At 40.7% G+C, this 19196-nt stretch carries 14 protein-coding genes; 11 read left to right on the top strand and 3 right to left on the bottom strand.

The genetic code is table 11. From position 1 onward, the window contains the following. The first annotated feature begins 393 nt into the window (after window positions 1-393). The 7 genes from H5181_RS08655 to H5181_RS08625 all read left to right on the top strand — a co-directional run bounded on the left by H5181_RS08655 (window position 394) and on the right by H5181_RS08625 (window position 11114). Window positions 394-1524 (top strand): MFS transporter, encoded by a 1131-nt coding sequence (locus tag H5181_RS08655; RefSeq protein WP_259397007.1) that lies wholly within the window; start codon window positions 394-396, stop codon window positions 1522-1524. A gap of 365 nt (window positions 1525-1889) precedes the next feature. Beyond that, window positions 1890-2753: a delta-class carbonic anhydrase gene (locus H5181_RS08650; protein ID WP_182750792.1), complete on the top strand. Its 864-nt coding sequence runs from the start codon at window positions 1890-1892 to the stop codon at window positions 2751-2753. 401 nt (window positions 2754-3154) lie between these two features. Continuing rightward, window positions 3155-3751, top strand: a complete 597-nt coding sequence (gene trmY, locus H5181_RS08645) for a tRNA (pseudouridine(54)-N(1))-methyltransferase TrmY (RefSeq protein WP_182750791.1) — start codon at window positions 3155-3157, stop codon at window positions 3749-3751. A gap of 223 nt (window positions 3752-3974) precedes the next feature. Then, the gene (locus H5181_RS08640; protein WP_182750790.1) at window positions 3975-6068 is read left to right on the top strand and encodes a glycoside hydrolase family 97 protein; all 2094 of its coding nucleotides are present in this window, start codon (window positions 3975-3977) and stop codon (window positions 6066-6068) included. 397 nt (window positions 6069-6465) lie between these two features. Further along, a complete protein-coding gene (locus tag H5181_RS08635; protein WP_182750789.1) occupies window positions 6466-8025 on the top strand; it encodes an MFS transporter in 1560 nt (519 codons plus the stop codon). Window positions 8026-8082: 57 nt separating this feature from the next. Continuing rightward, a complete protein-coding gene (locus H5181_RS08630; protein WP_182750788.1) occupies window positions 8083-10545 on the top strand; it encodes a glucan 1,4-alpha-glucosidase in 2463 nt (820 codons plus the stop codon). 173 nt (window positions 10546-10718) lie between these two features. Next, complete coding sequence (locus tag H5181_RS08625; RefSeq protein ID WP_182750787.1) at window positions 10719-11114, top strand: DUF805 domain-containing protein; 396 nt, start codon at window positions 10719-10721, stop codon at window positions 11112-11114. Between the two features lie 123 nt (window positions 11115-11237). On the opposite strand, the gene H5181_RS08620 is transcribed toward H5181_RS08625, so the two are convergent. The 3 genes from H5181_RS08620 to H5181_RS08610 form a co-directional block, all read right to left on the bottom strand. Next, window positions 11238-12170, bottom strand: coding sequence for a DUF808 domain-containing protein (locus tag H5181_RS08620; protein ID WP_182750786.1), 933 nt, complete (start codon window positions 12168-12170; stop codon window positions 11238-11240). 196 nt (window positions 12171-12366) lie between these two features. Then, a complete protein-coding gene (locus tag H5181_RS08615; RefSeq protein ID WP_182750785.1) occupies window positions 12367-13404 on the bottom strand; it encodes a LacI family DNA-binding transcriptional regulator in 1038 nt (345 codons plus the stop codon). Window positions 13405-13491: 87 nt separating this feature from the next. Then, entirely contained in the window at window positions 13492-14202 is a 711-nt protein-coding gene (locus tag H5181_RS08610) for a DUF3334 family protein (protein WP_011637237.1), read from the bottom strand. A gap of 277 nt (window positions 14203-14479) precedes the next feature. Here H5181_RS08610 and H5181_RS08605 point away from each other — a divergent pair, with 277 nt between their 5' ends. From H5181_RS08605 to crr, 4 genes are all read left to right on the top strand, one after another. After that, window positions 14480-16096, top strand: coding sequence for a methyl-accepting chemotaxis protein (locus H5181_RS08605; protein WP_059745332.1), 1617 nt, complete (start codon window positions 14480-14482; stop codon window positions 16094-16096). A 333-nt stretch (window positions 16097-16429) separates the two neighbouring features. Next, window positions 16430-16687 (top strand): HPr family phosphocarrier protein, encoded by a 258-nt coding sequence (locus H5181_RS08600; RefSeq protein WP_041413537.1) that lies wholly within the window; start codon window positions 16430-16432, stop codon window positions 16685-16687. A 12-nt stretch (window positions 16688-16699) separates the two neighbouring features. After that, a complete protein-coding gene (ptsP, locus tag H5181_RS08595; RefSeq protein WP_182750784.1) occupies window positions 16700-18424 on the top strand; it encodes a phosphoenolpyruvate--protein phosphotransferase in 1725 nt (574 codons plus the stop codon). A gap of 78 nt (window positions 18425-18502) precedes the next feature. Next, window positions 18503-19012: a PTS glucose transporter subunit IIA gene (gene crr, locus H5181_RS08590; protein WP_011637233.1), complete on the top strand. Its 510-nt coding sequence runs from the start codon at window positions 18503-18505 to the stop codon at window positions 19010-19012. The last annotated feature ends 184 nt before the right edge of the window (window positions 19013-19196 follow it).

Genomic DNA, 19196 nt, shown 5'->3' with positions numbered 1-19196 from the left:
TTCCTTCTATTTATGGATAGTTCACATCCAGAATGATGTTAAAACATACTGCTCATTAACTTCATCTTAAAACCTTTTTTTATGCTGATTATTGATCAATGACATCATTTCACTATTCAATTTCGTTTATTTTTCGTACTCATCGATTACAGTTTTTCATTTTTTGTTTATCTGTATTTCAAGCCTATACATAGCGCTATAATTGAATCAAAAAAACGGCCTACAGCGCGACTTAAAATTGATAACAATCTAACGTAATTAACGATTAGTTTATCGATTCAAGGAATCTTGATCGCAAGTGATTTATTGTTTCTTTGATGACTTAAAGGTCAAGCTAGGTATAAAGACTTATCGGACACATCACGAGGTTGATAATTTAACACTATGCGGCATATGAACAACAACATCATTTATCTCGGGTGGGTCAGTTTTTTTACTGATTTCGCTTCGTCTATGGTCACAACTCTAGTGCCTTTATATGTTGTTTATATCCTCAACGAAGGCGTCGACAAACTGGGCATTATTATCGCAGCGGCAAGCTTTATCTCTTATTTTTTCAGAATATTGTTTGGTTACCTAAGTGACCGTTTTACGCTAGTCAAACCTTTGGTCGTAAGCGGTTATTTAATCTCCGCACTTACCAAGCCAATGTTGGCATTGACGCAGGGTTACATAGGAGTAGCAATAATCCGTGGCGTGGAACGTGCGGGCAAAGCTGTCCGCAGCGCCCCCAAAGATGCATTAATCAGCGCCTACAGTGAAACGAATTACTCTGGCAAAACCTTTGGCTTTCACAAAACAATGGATATAGCTGGTGAGCTTGGCGGCGCTATCTGTATTTTCCTCATCCTCACGTGGTTTACACTGGATAAAGACAGCATTCGGCTAATATTCGCCGCCACGTTGATCCCTGGTCTCATTGCTAGCGCCATCGCGTTATTTTTGGTTAAAGATATTCCTACTTCAATTCAAGCCAAAAATGAAAAACGCAAAGCGGTAATCAACCAACAAGACATGCGCTTATTGCCTTTGATTATCATTTACTTTACTTCACTATTTTTTATCTTGAGTAATCAGTTTCTGATCATTAAAGTTAAACAAGCGGGTTATTCTTTTTCAATTATTCCTCTATTTATCATTATCCTGACGCTAAGCCAAACCTTATTCAGTTATTATAGTGGTGTAATAACGGACAAAATTGGCAACCATAAAATGCTGTTAATTGCCTTTGTATTCGGCACCCTATCTCTCCTAGCCTTATGGCAAGAATATTTATGGTTGTGTTTTATTTTATTGGGAATGTTTACGGTTATGTCACTTAACGCAATCAGAGCCTACATATCTCAATATGCTATTAGCAAAGCTTTCGTTTATGGCATCTTCTATGGTGGTATTGCATTAACTAGCTCGCTCGGAGCTATTATTGTTGGTCAATTATGGAAACAATTTGGATTTGAAACAGTTATCCTTTTTTCACTTTCTGGCATGATCATACTTTTGTTGGTACTGGCTGTTTGGATTTAGAAGAAACCAACTTATAAACATGAAGATAACGCTATTACATCTTTAGATATATAACCAACCCGCCACTAACAAAACCTATAACCTATAACCTATTGTCATAAAAGGAAAATACGTTATTTTTAGTTAATACCCTTCAGCACTCAAATTGGGGTAATTGAAGGCTGTTGTGTTCAATTCTTGGGATGATCAGCTAAACACGCAAGCAAATAGTTACAAAATATTGACTACAGGCTAACGCCCATTCAATCTTGATAATATTTGCTGCTTTTATGGCTTATCGACACGGAGCAATACTGGATAACAAACTGTTAACATACTAAGATTATGTTTCAAATATACTAACTACAAGGTTATAGGTCATAAAAATGAACAAAAAACTATTACTAACAATCGCAACTTTATCGCTGTCAACCAACGCCATAGCTAAAGACAATCTCTCAGAACATCATGCTACCGTCGCTGATAGCGTGGTCGCAGAACAAAGAGCAAATCTTGCCACTAGCACTAAAGGTGAGGGTTTTGGACCTCAGTCACCTCGAGATGTAAACTCACTTGTCGGTACTAATCCAATACAATTTTCTCAAGCCCCTTCTTTCACTAAAATGAATTTATGTAATATTCATTTTCATAAAAATGCTGAACACTCAGGTGGAGAGTTCACCACTTATGCAGGTAATGGCGATGGTAAAGGTTTCCAATCAGGTTTTAAGTATTCAGGTAAACTAAATAAAGCGGAATTAACGCCAACTAAAAATGCTATTTGCCCAAGTGAACATGGTGCTTTAAAGGCTGGAGATACCATTGAAGTGCATTATGTACATTCAAGCGCACAAGTCGTACCTGGTCCAACATTAGGTGCTTGTTTAAATGATGCGATAAACAACCCGCAACTACGAGTTGAAACTCAAGTGTTTGTGTTGGTCAATGACAATAAAGCGTTAGATTTTACAGCACTAACTGCATCAGAAATAAAACAAGGTTTTCATCAAGCGGTTAATATTCCAAATAATACCGGTGATGCAATTCAGTATAATGGCTCAACAACAGGCCCTGGTTATAATGAAATAGGCTCACCATTCCAAGTCTCTTGGAGTGTCCGTCCTAAAGTAGCTAAAGTGAATATTAACACTGTAGGCAAGTGGTGTGAGGGTAACGTCTTCAAGGAAGATCACGCTCATGGTGTGAGAAACCTAGTCACTAACCCAGCGCTACTGTCACCGATCAAATAAGCCTTAACAGCTGAAGTCTTCACTCAGAATAACAAAAAGCCACTGATGAAATAACAGTGGCTTTTTTAATTTTGTAATGATGTAAAGAGTTTCACTTTTGCGTCTCTCCTTTGATAAAAAGCGATATTCAGGAAACACATTACCTAGTATTTACAGTTATCCTACCGTTAGCTTTAATTTTGGAACCACAACATTTAACCACTATCTCCTTCACCTTAATTTTAACTAACGATAACTCACTTTAAAACATTACAATATTGCACGCTTAACGCTAAAAATTAATCGCGTTACAGCCACCACTAAAACTGAGATAATAGCCTGATTACAATGCGCAATAGCTGATAGATTTTCTATTTCAGTTATCACATTTACACTCCAATCTTTCCTCATTAGGATTTACTATGCGCGCTTTTGTCGTTCGAGCCAGAGCTGCTCCAGTTGATAGTCAACAATTTCTAGCCGCTATTGGTCATGAAGCTCACACTGAAATTTTAGCTCACACCTTAATGAATACCATTTTTGTCGCCCAATCTCATCGTGACGATGTTGTGGTGTATTTAGTGCTAGAAAGTACCCAAGACTTTTCTCGCACAATTTGCTTTCGTTCAAACGAATTAGGTCATATCGGTGGCTTTCACGAACAAAACTTAACCAATAAAATAGCTAAAGCCTTAACGGCATCTAAAGGCATGGCGAAAGAACAATTACGTGAAGTTGAAGCAGGAATTACGGTACGCACCGTGAGTTTCGAAAAATTGATACAGGAATTAGCTGAAGATTATCAACTGTATATGTTAGAGAAAAAAGGTACACCAGTACGTGATATAGAGTTTGCAGCTAACCCGTGTTTTTTACTCACCGATCACATCCCTATGCCTAAGAAGAGCTTTAATAGCCTTAAACGCTTGGGTACTCAACACATTAACTTAGGCCCTAAAATGCTGTTTGCATCGCAATGCGTGGTGCTGATCCACAATGAATTAGACATGAGATTGTAAATCAGTACGATTGAATAAAGGATAAAGTGTTGACGAATCAATGTGTGAGCCGATTAATCAACACTGAGCAATCATTGTTCATGAGGTAACAATATTGTTGCGTAAATTAACTTCAAGCACTTGCTTGGCACACTGAATACGTATGCAAATCTTTGCTGTATAAACGAAAAACGCCTTATATTACTTGTTCTAAAGATAAAATAATAATCAACAAGGACATACTATGGCGCGCGTTTTATTTAACGGTGCAAATCCGCTATCCACACAGTCACACTTTGCACTTAATGTTATCGCAGTAGCTTGTGCTATCGCGCTAGCCACCATTCCCAGTCTCGCTCAAGCTAAAACTGTCAACGTCGAATCCCCAGACAAACATATCAATATCAGTTTGACTGATGATAATGGCCGTCCAGAATACCAAGTAAAATTTAATGACAATATTGTTATTAATCCAAGTAAATTAGGGTTGGTATTTCAACAGTTAGGTGAATTAGGTACTGATTTCAACATTAAACATGTGACTAACAGCAGCGTAGACCAAACATGGCAGCAACCTTGGGGGGAGCGTGAAAATATTCGCGATCATTACAACCGCGTGGTCGCCACCCTGAGTAACGGCAAAATTGACTTCGATATCGAATTTAAAGCGTTTAATGACGGTATTGGTTTTCGTTACCTGGTGCCAAAACAAACCGGACTGGCTAACACGCCAAAACTTGATATTACCGATGAATTAACTGAATTTGCCATCCCAGACCCACAACACACAACCGCATGGTGGATCCCCGGGCGCGGCTGGAACCGATACGAATATTTATACCGTACAACCTCACTTGATAAAATCGACCGAGCCCACACACCTATGACTTTTAGAACTGCTGATGGCGTGCATTTAAGCATCCATGAAGCCGCCCTCACCGATTATGCCGCAATGGTGCTTAATCAAGGGCGTGACGGTATTTTACGTGCTGATTTAACGCCTTGGTCGGACGGTATTCGAGTGAAGACTCAACCTGGCTTTTCAACACCTTGGCGTACGATTCAAATTGCTAAAGATGCCCCAGGTTTACTTAACTCAGACCTGATCCTTAATCTTAATGAACCGAATAAATTAGGTGATGTATCTTGGGTGCAACCGGGTAAATACGTTGGGATTTGGTGGGGAATGCACCTAAATGAAAACACCTGGGGAAGCGGCCCTAAGCATGGTGCAACCACCAGCGAAACTAAGCGTTATATGGACTTTGCCGCCCAATATGGGTTTGATGGGGTATTGGTTGAAGGTTGGAATGAAGGCTGGGATGGTAGTTGGTTCGATAACGGCGACGTGTTTAGCTTTACTAAAGCTTATCCTGATTTTGACATCAATGAGATAACTCAATATGGACACAGTAAAAATGTCCGTTTAATTGGCCATCATGAAACCTCTGGTTCAGTCACTAATTACCGAAATCAAATGAGTGATGCTTATGATTTATATCAAAAACATGGCGTGACTCAAGTTAAAACCGGTTACGTAGCAGACGGTGGAGACATTAAGCGCGTTGATGAAAATGGTATTGTGCGCCATGAATGGCACGACGGCCAATTTATGGTTAACGAATATCTACATAGCGTTACCGAAGCCGCAAAACGGGGTATTAGCATTAATACCCATGAGCCGATTAAAGATACCGGTTTACGTCGTACTTACCCAAATTGGATAGCACGCGAAGGTGCTCGAGGCCAAGAGTATAATGCATGGGGAAGCCCACCGAATACTCCAGAACATACGGCAATTCTACCTTATACGCGTATGCTAGCTGGGCCGATGGACTTCACCCCTGGGATTTTTAATTTAGCGCCTGAAGGTCTAGATGCGGTAAACCGCGTAAAAACCACACTTACTAAGCAATTAGCCTTATATGTTGTGTTGTACAGCCCTATTCAAATGGCTGCAGACTTACCGCGCAACTATGTGCAACGTCTCGATGCTTTCCAGTTTATTCAAGATGTACCGACAGATTGGAGCGACAGTATTGCCCTTGCGGGTGAAATTGGTGACTATGTTGCCTTTGCAAGAAAACAGCGCGGTGCTGAAGACTGGTATCTAGGCGCATTAACAGATGAAGATTCACGAAAATTGACATTAAAATTAGACTTCCTCACCCTGGGGAAACGCTACCAAGCCGAAATTTATCGTGACGGTGATAAAGCTGATTGGTTAACTAATCCATATGATTACGTGATTGAAACCAAAATCGTTACTGCAAATGACGCGATGACACTGAACTTAGCAGCCAGTGGGGGTACCGCGATTCGTTTTAAAGCCTTGTAACACTGGAATGTTACATAAGTGTTCGCATTAGGTTACTAACAAAGCATGAATACGTATGTAGTCAGTTGTACCAAGAACAAGCTCGAGGATACTATAAAACATGCTGTTTCGTTTCTAATTTCAGGATGGAATGGTTAGGTCGTTTCTGGTGTGTCTTCGACCATGGAGACCATCAGCTTTAGAGTACCTTCATTTATTTTATCCATTGATTATTTGACGAAAGTCGCTAATGGATAAAGCGTAGGTCTTGGCGAATACCCGTCTTAGGGAGATGCGTATTCGCCATTTTTTTAACTATTAATATGTAACGTAGCCATCTCAATGGTTATCTACGAATTCGCCATAAGAAGTAAAATTACAAGAAGTAAGCACAATGACTTACCAAAAAGGATGTCACATGTCTGGCAATAATCATAAAAACGTCACCCAACAACCGCAGCTTAATTTTTGGCAAATTTTCAATATGTGTTTTGGCTTTTTGGGGATCCAATTTGGTTTCGCACTGCAAAATGCCAATGTCAGCCGTATCTTTCAAACCTTAGGTGCATCTATTGATGATATTCCCATTTTATGGATTGCCGCACCGCTCACGGGCCTCATCGTACAACCTATTATTGGTTACTTAAGTGACAATACTTGGAATAGCCTTGGCCGTCGTCGCCCCTATTTTTTAATTGGTGCAGTATTAACCACATTGTCACTCTTTATCATGCCGCACTCGCCTACTTTATGGATTGCAGCGGGTATGTTGTGGATTATGGATGCCTCAATCAATATCGCCATGGAACCGTTTCGTGCTTTTGTCGGCGATAATCTACCCAAAAACCAACGGACCCAAGGCTATGCAATGCAGAGCTTTTTCATTGGTATTGGCGCGGTGGTGGCATCTGCCTTGCCATATATTTTAACCAATGTCTTTGATGTGGAAAATACCGCCCCAGCGGGCGAAATTGCCGACTCTGTACGCTATGCATTTTACTTTGGTGGCGCGGTACTAATGTTGGCCGTAGGTTGGACCATTATTTCAACCAAAGAATACTCTCCAGAGCAATTAGCTGAATTTCATCAACAAGACACCACTGACGCACAAGACACTAACGTCAATACGCGTACAGCCAAACAATATCAAAATGGTGCGATTATATGGATTGCGATTGGCGCCATTTTCACTCTCGCAATTGTTAGCCTGGATCTAGATAAGCAACTTTATATTTTAAGTTTGGGTATTTTTACCTTCGGCCCACTGCAACTTTACTGTTCGCGTAAGTTAGCCAAACTGTCAAACAACAACACTGAATCGTCAGTAACGCGCGACGGATTAGGCATGACGTTTAATGTTGTCGATGATTTGTTTCATATGCCCAAAGCCATGCGTCAGCTAGCACTGGTGCAGTTTTTTGCTTGGTTTGCCCTTTTTGCAATGTGGATTTACACCACAGCGGCCGTTACCTCGTTCCATTACGGCACCACTGATGTGGTATCACAAGCCTACAATGACGGTGCTGATTGGGTCGGTATGTTGTTCGCGTCGTATAACGGCTTTGCTGCAATTGCTGCGATTATTATTCCGTTTCTGGCTAAAGCAGTCGGCATTAAACTCACCCATACCATCAACATGTTTATTGGCGGTGCGGGCCTCATTAGCTTTATGTTTATTGAAAACCCTAACCTGTTATGGATACCGATGATTGGGGTTGGTTTTGCCTGGGCATCTATTCTATCAGTGCCTTACGCCATGTTGTCTGGTGTATTACCCCCGAAGAAAATGGGCGTTTACATGGGGATTTTTAACTTCTTCATTGTGATCCCACAACTGTTAGCGGCCAGTATTCTTGGCTTATTGCTTAAGGTATTTTTTGATGGCCAACCTATTTACGCGTTAGTACTTGGCGGGATATTTATGATGTTGTCGGGCATTGCGGTGCTATTTGTCGATCAAGACAAGCAAACACAATAAGTATTACCAGTCTTTGTCACTGGTAACTAGATTGAGATTATTATTTTGGGGAATTCCATGTTAAAACCACATTTACTCACGCATCGCAGCATCATAGCGAAAGCTGTTACGACCAGCATGATGGCTCTAGCCTTAAGTGCGTGCTCACCAGCAGATACTCAAGTTAACACTTCAGCTCAAGTTGTTAACGTCGCCCCCGGTGCGCCAGGCACAGAACCTACTTGGGCATTCTCAGGAAAAACGGGCATAGGCACATCTTACGAGCCCTATGTTAACGGCAATTATCAAGACACAGCGGCAAACCCGGTCAGTAAAGTATGGTTTTCGATTGCTCAAGGCGTATTAACCGAAACCATGTTTGGCCTTATTCACAATGCCCAGCTTAAAGAACTGCAATTTATTATCTCTGGCAAAGGCTTTGTCGATACTGAAAAAGACAATACTATCAGCACTATTGAGTATTTAGATACCGATGATATGGGGCGGCCATTATCGCTGGCTTATAAAGTCATCAATAAAGATGTTGAAGGTAAATACCAAATAGAAAAACATATATTTACCGATCCCGATAGAAGTAGCTTGATGATGAAAGTCACCTTTACTGCTTTTGAGGCTGGCATTACACCACACCTTTATGTCAATCCGCACATTGATAACAGTGGTGCCAATGACATTGCTAGTGTTGAAGGCCAATCGCTAGTGGCTTACGCAAGTGACACTAACTCAACGGTAATGACGGTTAAAACAGATGTCGATTTTGTCGCCGCTAGCGCTGGGTTCGTCGGCACATCAGATGGTATTGTCGATTTACAAGATAACGGTAAACTTGATTATCATTACCAAACCACTAGCGACACCAATCAAGGCGGTAACGTCGCCCTAACGGCACAATACCCCACCCTTACCAATGTTAATGACAGCCTAAGCTTTAATTTGGTTATTGGTTTTGGTCAAGACAAAGCAAGCAGCTTAGCCAACACTCAAGCGACATTAGATGCGGGTTATGACGCCGTTAAACAAGCGTATTTAGGCGACGATAAACATCTTGGCTGGAAAGATTACTTAGCCTCGCTGAAGCCATTAAATGACATGAGCAGCAACACTACAGATAACGGTAAATTACTCTATGCCAGCGCCTTAGTGTTAAAAGCTCAAGAAGATAAAACCCATGCTGGTGCGTTAATCGCATCACTTTCAAATCCTTGGGGCGACACGGTTTCAGCAAAAGTAGGCAGCACAGGCTATAAAGCGGTATGGCCACGTGATTTTTACCAATGTGCAATGGCATTTTTAGCCATGGGCGATACTCAAACACCCAAAGTGGCTTTTGAATATTTAAAGCAGGTTCAAGTTCAACAACAAACACCTGGTTTTGCAGGTACTCCTGGATGGTTTTTACAAAAAACTCATGTCGATGGTGAAATTGAATGGGTTGGCGTGCAGCTCGATCAAACTGCCATGCCAATCATGCTCGGCTGGAAACTGTGGCAAGCAGGTGTACTTAACGATGCAGAAATAACCCAATGGTATAACGACATGCTTAAACCAGCCGCTAACTTTTTAGTTAAAGGCGGCAAAGTAAAACTGGATTGGAATGACACTAAAATTACTCCTCCAAGTACTCAACAAGAACGCTGGGAAGAGCAAGCAGGATTCTCTCCATCCACAACTGCAGCCGTAATTGCCGGTTTAGTGGCTGCCAGTGATATTGGATCGCTAGCGAAAGATGAACAAGCACCTGAGTATGCCGATTTAGCACGTAAGCTACAACGTCAGCTCGAAACAACGATGGTCACCACCACAGGCTTATTAGGTCAAACAGATTCCAAAGGTAAAGCGGCACCTTATTATGTGCGCATTAGCCCAAATGGTAACCCTAATAACACCGATAAGCTCATTGATAACAATGGTAAACCTGGTTTAGATCAGCGCTTGATCCTCGACGGTGGATTTTTAGAATTAGTCCGTTATGGTGTGGTTAACGCTAAAGACCCTGTTATTAAAAACAGCGTCATGCTAATAGACAACCAAAATCTTGAAGATAACTTACGAGTTAAATACCAATTTACCGCCAAAGATGGCAGTAAAGTACCAGGATACCGCCGCTATGGTAACGATGGTTACGGTGAAGATACCGTCACAGGCCTTAGCTACGCTGAAAAAGGCGACACCGAAAATCAACGAGGCCGAGTATGGCCCTTCTTTACCGGTGAACGCGGTCATTATGAATTAGCCTTAGCAAAAGCGAACGACACGTTAACCCCAGACACGAAGAAAGTTTTAATCAATACCTATGTTCAAGGCATGGAAACCTTTGCTAACCAAGGGTTAATGTTGCCAGAGCAATCTTGGGACGGCGTAGGCAACGCGACTCGTTATAATTACAAAATGGGCCAAGGTACCAATTCAGCAACACCGCTAGCGTGGACTCATGCTGAATACGTTAAATTGGTGCGTTCGATGACCGATGAAAAAGTATGGGACTTTTACCCTGTTGTACAACAAACACTCGCTAAATAGCACTGTATTAATCACAGTGTATTGATGGCACTATTATTAGCTTGTTCAATAAGCCGTTGTGACTCACAACGGCTTTATTTTTTGTGTGTATTTTGAAAAAAATCCTTGTTAATTCAACACTATCTTGTTACAAATACACCGGATTAATAAAAGTTAACGTTAAGGAACAACAAATGGATTGGTATGTAAAAGTATTGAAGCAGTATTTTGATTTTAGCGGCCGTGCACGTCGTAAAGAATACTGGATGTTTGGATTAATCAGTGCGGTGATCAGTATCGTACTGACGCTATTAGACATGGGTGTCGGTTTTTACAGCGACGTCTACGGTGCAGGGGTATTAAGCTCAATTTATTCACTCGCCATCATGATCCCAAGTATCGCAGTGAGTGTCCGTCGTTTACACGACACAGACCATTCTGGTTGGTGGTTATTATTGATATTTATTCCATTACTTGGCATATTAATTTTACTGGTTGTGATGTGTTTTAACAGTAAAGATGACAACGAATATGGGCCAAATCCAAAAACAGTACCAAATCCAGACAGTCCGGATAATTTAGCGGTTTAGTTCTAAGAGACTGATTAACATCGTCGTTATCGTCAATACCACGAAAAAAGCATAGTCATGGACTATGCTTTTTTTTGTATGTTGTTACCCATCACTGCTTACCACAACAAATACTTGGATTAACTAATCTTTTGCAGGCAGTAACTTGGTCACACCATTCATCACTAATACAGCCAAACCACCAGCAACAACACCAAATAGTGCATTCAACACGCTTGGGGTTAATAACCCTAAAACGTCACCAACAACACTCACTTGGCTTACCAGCGTTTCTGCATGCACAATCCATTCAGACACCACATGAATTCCGTGAGTTAAAATACCGCCACCGACCATAAACATGGCAATAGTGCCGACAAATGTCAGGACCTTCATTAAGTAAGGGGCAGCAGATACTAATCCTAAACCCAATTTATGCCCTATTCCACTTGGCTTACGCTGAGCAAGATACAAACCAAGATCATCGATTTTAACAATCCCTGCTACTAAACCATATACCCCTACCGTAATCACAATGGCAATCACACATAAGGTTAAAAATTGCCCCATTAGATCCATGTGTGCAGCCACACCTAAACTAATAGCGATGATCTCAGCCGATAAAACAAAATCGGTACGAATAGCCCCTTTTATTTTTTCTTTTTCGAATGCGGCTAAATCTTCGATATCCGCTTTTGCTTTGGCGACTACCGCATCGTCATCAATCACAGGAGCACGCTTATGTGTTAGTGAATGATAGACTTTTTCAAAGCCCTCATAACACAAAAACAAACCACCAAACATTAATAAAGGCGTTATAGCCCATGGAATAAATGCGCTGATCAGCATGGCCATCGGCACTAAAATCACTTTATTTTTAAATGATCCCATCGCCACCGCAAATACCACAGGCAGTTCACGCTCAGACGCAACACCCGACACTTGTTGTGCATTTAAGGCTAAATCATCACCCAGAACGCCCGCTGTTTTGCGTGCAGCCACTTTACTCATGGCCGCTACATCATCCAAAATAGTCGCAATATCATCTAATAGAGTTAATAAACTGGCACCTGCCATAAAAAAATTATCCTTTAAAAATTTAACTAGCAAGATCGACGCACAAGTATGATAGCGTTTAATAGTATCTGCATAGGACGGTCACTGGAAATAAATAATATTAACTCAGTGTTTTAGCTCGCCAAGACTCTGCAAACAAAATAAAAAAGGGTCTACATAAAATGTTAGATGCACTTCATGGCTTGATGCCTGTGAGTTAATTATCTTCTACATTTGCACCACATGAACTACGTACCACTAAATGGGTCTTGATTAATCGCTGGCTAACTTCTTGACCACGGATTAACTTCAACACACTTTCGACAAGTATTTCACCTGCGAACTGAGTATCTTGCTTTATGGTTGTTAACGCCGGATTGGCAAAGCTGGCCACAGGAATATCATCGTATCCCACTACAGCAACTTGCTCCGGAACTAAAACTCCGCGTTTTTTCAATGCACGAATCGCCCCTATCGCAATAAGATCACTCGCAGTAAAAATAGCATCAAATGTCACGCCGCTATCTAATAATACGTTGGCGGCAAGATAGCCAGAGGCTTCAGTATTAATAGCGTCATGCTGTAACTGTGTGTCGGCTTCGATACCGGTAGATTGTAAAGCATCAACATGACCTAAATATCTGTCGCGAAATTCAGGGCTGCGACTTGACGAGTCACCTAAAAAAGCAATGTGTTTATGCCCTAACCCAAGCAAATGTTCCGTGGCAACAAAACCACCTTGATGATTATCGCAACCAATAGACAACACCGCTTTATTGTTATGCTCAGCTCCCCAGATAACAAAATGAGTATTTTTTTCGATAAGCTTATCAAGCTTATGGGCATAATCCATATAATCGCCATAGCCTAATAAAATAATACCATCGGCTTTATTGCTGTCTTCATAATCTGCATGCCAATCAGTTGAAAGCTGCTGAAATGACACCAATAAATCATAACCTTGACGGGCTGTTGCTCGAGTGATCGAACCCAACATAGAGAGGAAAAATGGGTTGATCATCGACTCATCATTAGTTGGATCTTCACAAATTAGCAATGCTAACGTATGGCTGTTTTGCATGCGCAAGTTACTGGCATTTTTATCGACTTTATAATTGAGTTCTTTTGCAATGGCTTGGATACGCTGTCGCGTTTCTAAATTTACCAACGGACTGTTTCTTAACGCACGAGACACAGTCGATTGCGACACGCCTGCACGGTAAGCTATATCAATAGAAGTCGCTTTAGATGCCATTTTTATGGTTAACCTTTTATTTTTATTGTCATCGCCACTATAAAAAACCACCAAGTTGATAAACCAACCTGGTGTTATAAAGCGAACTTATAATCCAAGTTCACTAAGCAAGTCATCTGCGTCATCGACAACAATGCCTTTAATATTGGGATCATTTAATACATCTTTTGATTTTGCAGTGTTAACTTGCGCTGCTTTACCATGAGTTTCAATTAACGAATCTAAATCAAACTCTTCGTCCATTTCAAAATCAGCAGAACGAATAAACTCGGTTTTATCCATGGCGAATTCGAGATAAAAGATATGATTATTTTCAGTCTTAAATGATACTCGTCTGGCTACGGCATTATCGAGGTTAGTGTCTACCGAAATCGTTAATTCTTTATTGATAACCAACATTTTAGGTTGGCTTTGGCTAATTGATGTTTGTAATTCTTTTGATATTTTACCAATAAAGTCACCCAAAATTTGGTTCATTAATTCGCCCATAACATTACTGACATCATCAGAAGTATGTGAAAACGCGAGTTCTGTTTCAGGCATACCCATGTTGAGCATATAGCGACGGTAAATCTCAATCGCTGCTGCGGCAGAAAAGTTAATCACAACCAAGCCAGAAAAGCCGCCGTCGAATATGGAGAAACATGCCAAATCCGGTTTTAAACGGGTACGAGAAATACTTTGAACCATCCCAGCATGACTAACATGGCTCGCACTAGTGCTAGAAAGAACATGAGAAACTGAATGACAAAGCTTAAGTAAAATGTCGTCATTTTTGACTGTAGAAGATGAATTCATAACGTTGATACCTTATCCATTAATTAAGCTAATCTTGCGGGTAAAACAAAAAAAAATCAAAATTAAAACAATCGATTAGCATGATAATTAATCAATCGAATTTAATGGTACACTAATCCGTTGATAATCAATAATTTTTTTACCAAAATGATACATTTTATTCACAAATGTAAAAATCAGCTGTCTGCTCACAAAAACAATCTTTCAAGCTTATGTTTTTTGAAATTTTCATTATAATTGCTTCACTTTGTATGGATACTTTGAATTAGGACAGATAATGATTGGATTATTAAGGCGTTTAACCATTTTAAAGCGCTTATTCATTATGTTAGCTTTAGCCGCTGTAGGTACTGTGGTTTTCGGTTCTTTTTCAATTAAAGAACAATACGATCATTTAATCGAAGAAAAATATAAGCAGATAAGTGGGCAAGTCAGCCAATTAAGTAGCACTCTAGATGCGTTTAAATTGGCCAAACCGGATGCTACGGTTGAAATATTAAGCCAATTTGCCAGTAAAATTGAAGTTAATGATCATCAAGCTTTTATCATTGTTGATAACCAAGACCGTATTATTGTTAATCCATTAAATCAAAATTCAGTCGGCAAGCCCCTCTCCAATTTAGCAACATTCAACGGATCCAATTCATACCAACAGTTGTTCGCCAGCGCCAAAAAAAATAACCTCGCACAGGCTGAACTAGCTATTGTTGATCAACAAAATCGGCCACAAACAGTATTAGCAGTAGCGCAATATTATTCAGCCCTTGATTGGACCTTAATCACTCAAGCTAACGTCAACGATGTTAATGAAAGCATGACAGGTATCATTATTGACTATTTTATTATCATGATGATTATTTCAGTGCCTATTTTTGGGTTCTTTTTATTGCTGAATCATTCCATTACCCAACCTCTCAACGTCACTATCGATGCGATGGAACAGATAGCCAAAGGTGAAGGTGACTTGACCCAACGCTTGTCTACCGAAGGTAATGATGAAGTAGCCAAATTAGCAGATGCATTCAATCAGTTTGTGATTAAAATTGCCAATATGGTGGCTAATTTGCAACCGCTCGGGCATACCTTAAATAATGAAGCCATACATTTATTAGACACCGTAAAGTCATCGAATCAAAGTGCGAATCAAGTGCATAGTGAAACTCAAAGCGTCGCCGCGGCTATCAACCAGATGTTGTCGACTAGCCAAGAAATGGCACGAAATACACAAGATGCAGCTGACGGGGCCGCTAATGTAAAACATCAAGCGGAACAGAATCAAAAATTGATGCAACAAACCGTTGAACAAACACAAAGTTTAGTCCACGAATTACATCAAGCTGAAACCGTGTCATTAACACTGAGTCATTCATCCGCTGAGATTGGCAGTATTCTTGATGTTATTGGCAGCATTGCAGATCAAACTAACCTGCTTGCGCTCAATGCCGCCATTGAAGCTGCACGAGCCGGTGAACATGGTCGAGGTTTTGCTGTCGTGGCAGATGAAGTACGAGCTCTTGCGAATAGAACTCAGTCATCGACTAATGAAATCAATAAAATTATTAGTCAGATCCAAACGGGTATTCAATCGGTTATCGACAGCATTACTCATACACAACGACAATCTACTCAGTTACAGTCAAAAGCAGTACAATCAAGCGATGCGATTATCGAAATTTTAGCGCTCATCGATAATATTAGCGGCATGACAGCACAACTTGCTAGCGCCACTGAAGAACAAGCATTGGTTACCGAAGACATCAATGTCAACGTCAATACCATTTCTGAACTCACCGAACAGTCGTTAACAGCGAACGAAACTCACAATCAGGCAGCGCAATCGTTGCAAGGCATTAGTGTTGATATGAGCAAAACTCTAGGGCAATTTAAAATATAGCTATTAAAACAATTGATTAACTAAGGCTTTTTAGACTTGGCTTTACAACTTCCAACCTAAAAAGCCTTTAGATTTACCTTCTAAACTTTCATATTATTACCGCAACCAATATTGACTTAAAGCCTTGATTAATACATCACGGGCAATTTCGAGTCGAACATCACTTTTAGCCCTTATGACTTTAAGGTATATTGTGTCCATCAGATTAAATACTTGAGCTCAACAAGGTATTTTAGCAAAAAATGCTAGTAAACATTTCCCACTAGCGTATTGAAATATTGATACTTAATCCAATGAGTATTTAGTTGTCATTCATTACAGAGTATGTTTTTTATGTATCAAAAAACTGTCACCATTGTTGCTCCTCACGGCATTCACACGCGTCCAGCGGCATTACTGGTAAAAGAGGCAAAAGAGTTCGACTGCGACATCATGGTCGAATGTAATGGAAAACAGGCCAGTGCTAAAAGTTTATTTAAATTGCAAACATTGGGCCTTTACCAGGGCATGTCGGTGACGGTATTGGCGTCAGGTGAACACGGTCAAGCGGCTGTCGACAAGATAGCCTCAATGCTGATTACACTTAGCTAATAGGACAACGTTATGTCAATCAATGGAATCGTTGTATCTGCAGGCATCGCTTTTGGTAAAGCCCTGACAATTACCACTCAACTGCCACCGCTCGATTTTAAACTGCTTTCTATTGAACAAATTGACCAGCAACAGCAACAGCTAACCCAGGCAATTAATCACTTAATTGCTCATTTACAACACTGCCAACATCACCTGTGCCCAGATTGCGATAATTTCCAACTCATTGATAGCGATATTATGTTGCTAGAAGATGAGGAGCTACAGCAGCAACTACATCAACATATTAATCAATTTAGAGTTTGCGCTGCCGTCGCGGTTGATCGGATTTTTAATCAACATGCAGCAGAAATGTCGTCATTAGACGACCCTTATTTAGCCAATCGTAGCGGTGATATTATTTGTTTGGCTAAACGCCTGACCAGTGCTTTGCATGGCCATTTGCAATGGGACTTATCAACACTCGCAGAAGACACGATTTTGCTCGCTGATGATTTAACTCCTGCTGAATTTGCCATATTGCCACTAACCCACATTACCGGACTTATTCTCGAATCTGGAGGTCTAACAAGCCATACTGCGATTTTAGCTCGGGCAGCGGGTATTCCAGCGTTACTTAATTATCAATTCTCACAATCTGAAAACCTCATCACAGATGGCTCGCAGCTCATTTTAGATGGTATGTCAGGTGAGTTACATATCGCCCCATCACCTGAACTTTTCGACCAGTTAAAGCAAAAACAACAACAAGAATTGCTGCGTCGTCAAGCATTGATGATTTATAGAGATAAGCCCAGTCAAACCCTTGATGGTCATAAGATCACTTTGCTGGCCAATGTGGGAAATCTGAGTGAAATATCTCATACAGCCGAAGTCGGAGCACAAGGTATTGGCTTGTTTCGTACCGAATTTTTATTGATGAATGCTAAAGCGCTACCCGATGAACAGCAACAATATAAACTCTATAGCGATGCTCTGCATAGTTTACAAGGCGACGTGTTGACTATTCGAACGTTTGATATTGGCGCAGATAAAGAGATCCCTTGTTTGCCGCAAAGTAACGAAGACAACCCTGCCCTTGGTATTCGTGGTATTCGCTATAGTTTGGCGCACCCAGAGACCTTTATCCCCCAAGTAAAAGCGATACTTCGGGCGGCAAACCATGGCCAAGTTCGATTAATGTTTCCGATGGTTAGCCAGGTTGAAGAACTTGACGCCGCGTTTTTATTAATTGAACGTGCCAAAGCGGAGTTAATTGAACAAGAAAAAGGTTTTGGTACTTTGAGCTACGGTATTGTGGTTGAAACCCCAGCAGCAGTAATGAACCTACCCAGCATGCTGCCACTGCTTGATTTTGTCAGTATAGGCACCAATGATTTAACCCAGTATACTTTAGCGGCCGATCGTACTAATCCGCATTTAGCCAAACAATATCCGCCTCTGTCACCTGCTGTTATCCAGTTAATTTCCATCACCATAAACCACTGTAAAAAGGCAAACGTTAAAGTCTCTTTATGTGGTGAACTTGGTAGCGATCCACGCGTCTTACCTTTATTAGTCGGACTTGGGCTTGATGAATTGAGTATCAACCCAGCTAATTTATTAGATGTAAAAGTGGCATTGATTAAGGGGCATTACGCAGAATATGTCCGCCATGCACAACACATTGCTTTGTTAACTCGAATTACTGATATACGCTCAGCCATTAACGCTTTTGCACTTGATTACAATCAATAGCACGAATAAAGTTGGTAAAGTTCGCAGAGCCGTTTACAATTAACCGCATAAAAATATTAATAAAAGAGGCTTGTTCTTATGGGATTTTTAAGCCGTATTAGACGACTTATTTCTGGACAACCACCATTAACAGGTGGTATTGCCATTTATGCACCTGTATCTGGTGATATTGTTGCAATTGAAAAAGTACCCGACGTGGTATTTGCTGAAAAAATTGTTGGCGATGGCATTGCTATCGACCCAAAGGGCGAATTTATTGTTGCTCCGATAGATGGCACCATAGGTAAAATTTTTGAAACCAACCATGCATTTAGTATTGAGTCTCCACAAGGGCTTGAACTGTTTGTGCACTTTGGGGTTGGAACCGTTGAACTGCGAGGTAATGGCTTTAAACGTTTGGCCGAAGAAGGTCAGCAAGTTAAAGCCGGTGAACCGATTTTGTCTTTCGACCTGGCCTATTTACGCGGCAAAGTCGACAGTTTACTGACCCCGGTAGTGTTGGCCAATATGGAAGACGTTAAACAATTAGATAAGGCTCAAGGCAGCGTTGTTGCTGGTAAAGATATTATTTTTACGGTGCAAATGTAACATCAAGTTGGCTCTATCTATTTAACAACCCTATTCAATGATTGTCGTAAACTATCGCGCCACAATAATATGCAACCTTCAGCTTAAGTGAGCGTAGGTTGCATATTATGAAATCTTTTCAAAACACCGTCTTCGGCTTGTTCAAGCCGCTTCACAATGCCACAATGTTGTTAAATGCATTCAA

The organism is Shewanella sp. SG44-2, assembly GCF_014164215.1.
GTDB classification, from domain to species: Bacteria; Pseudomonadota; Gammaproteobacteria; order Enterobacterales; family Shewanellaceae; genus Shewanella; species Shewanella frigidimarina.
This window is presented reverse-complemented; position numbering and strand designations above follow the sequence as displayed.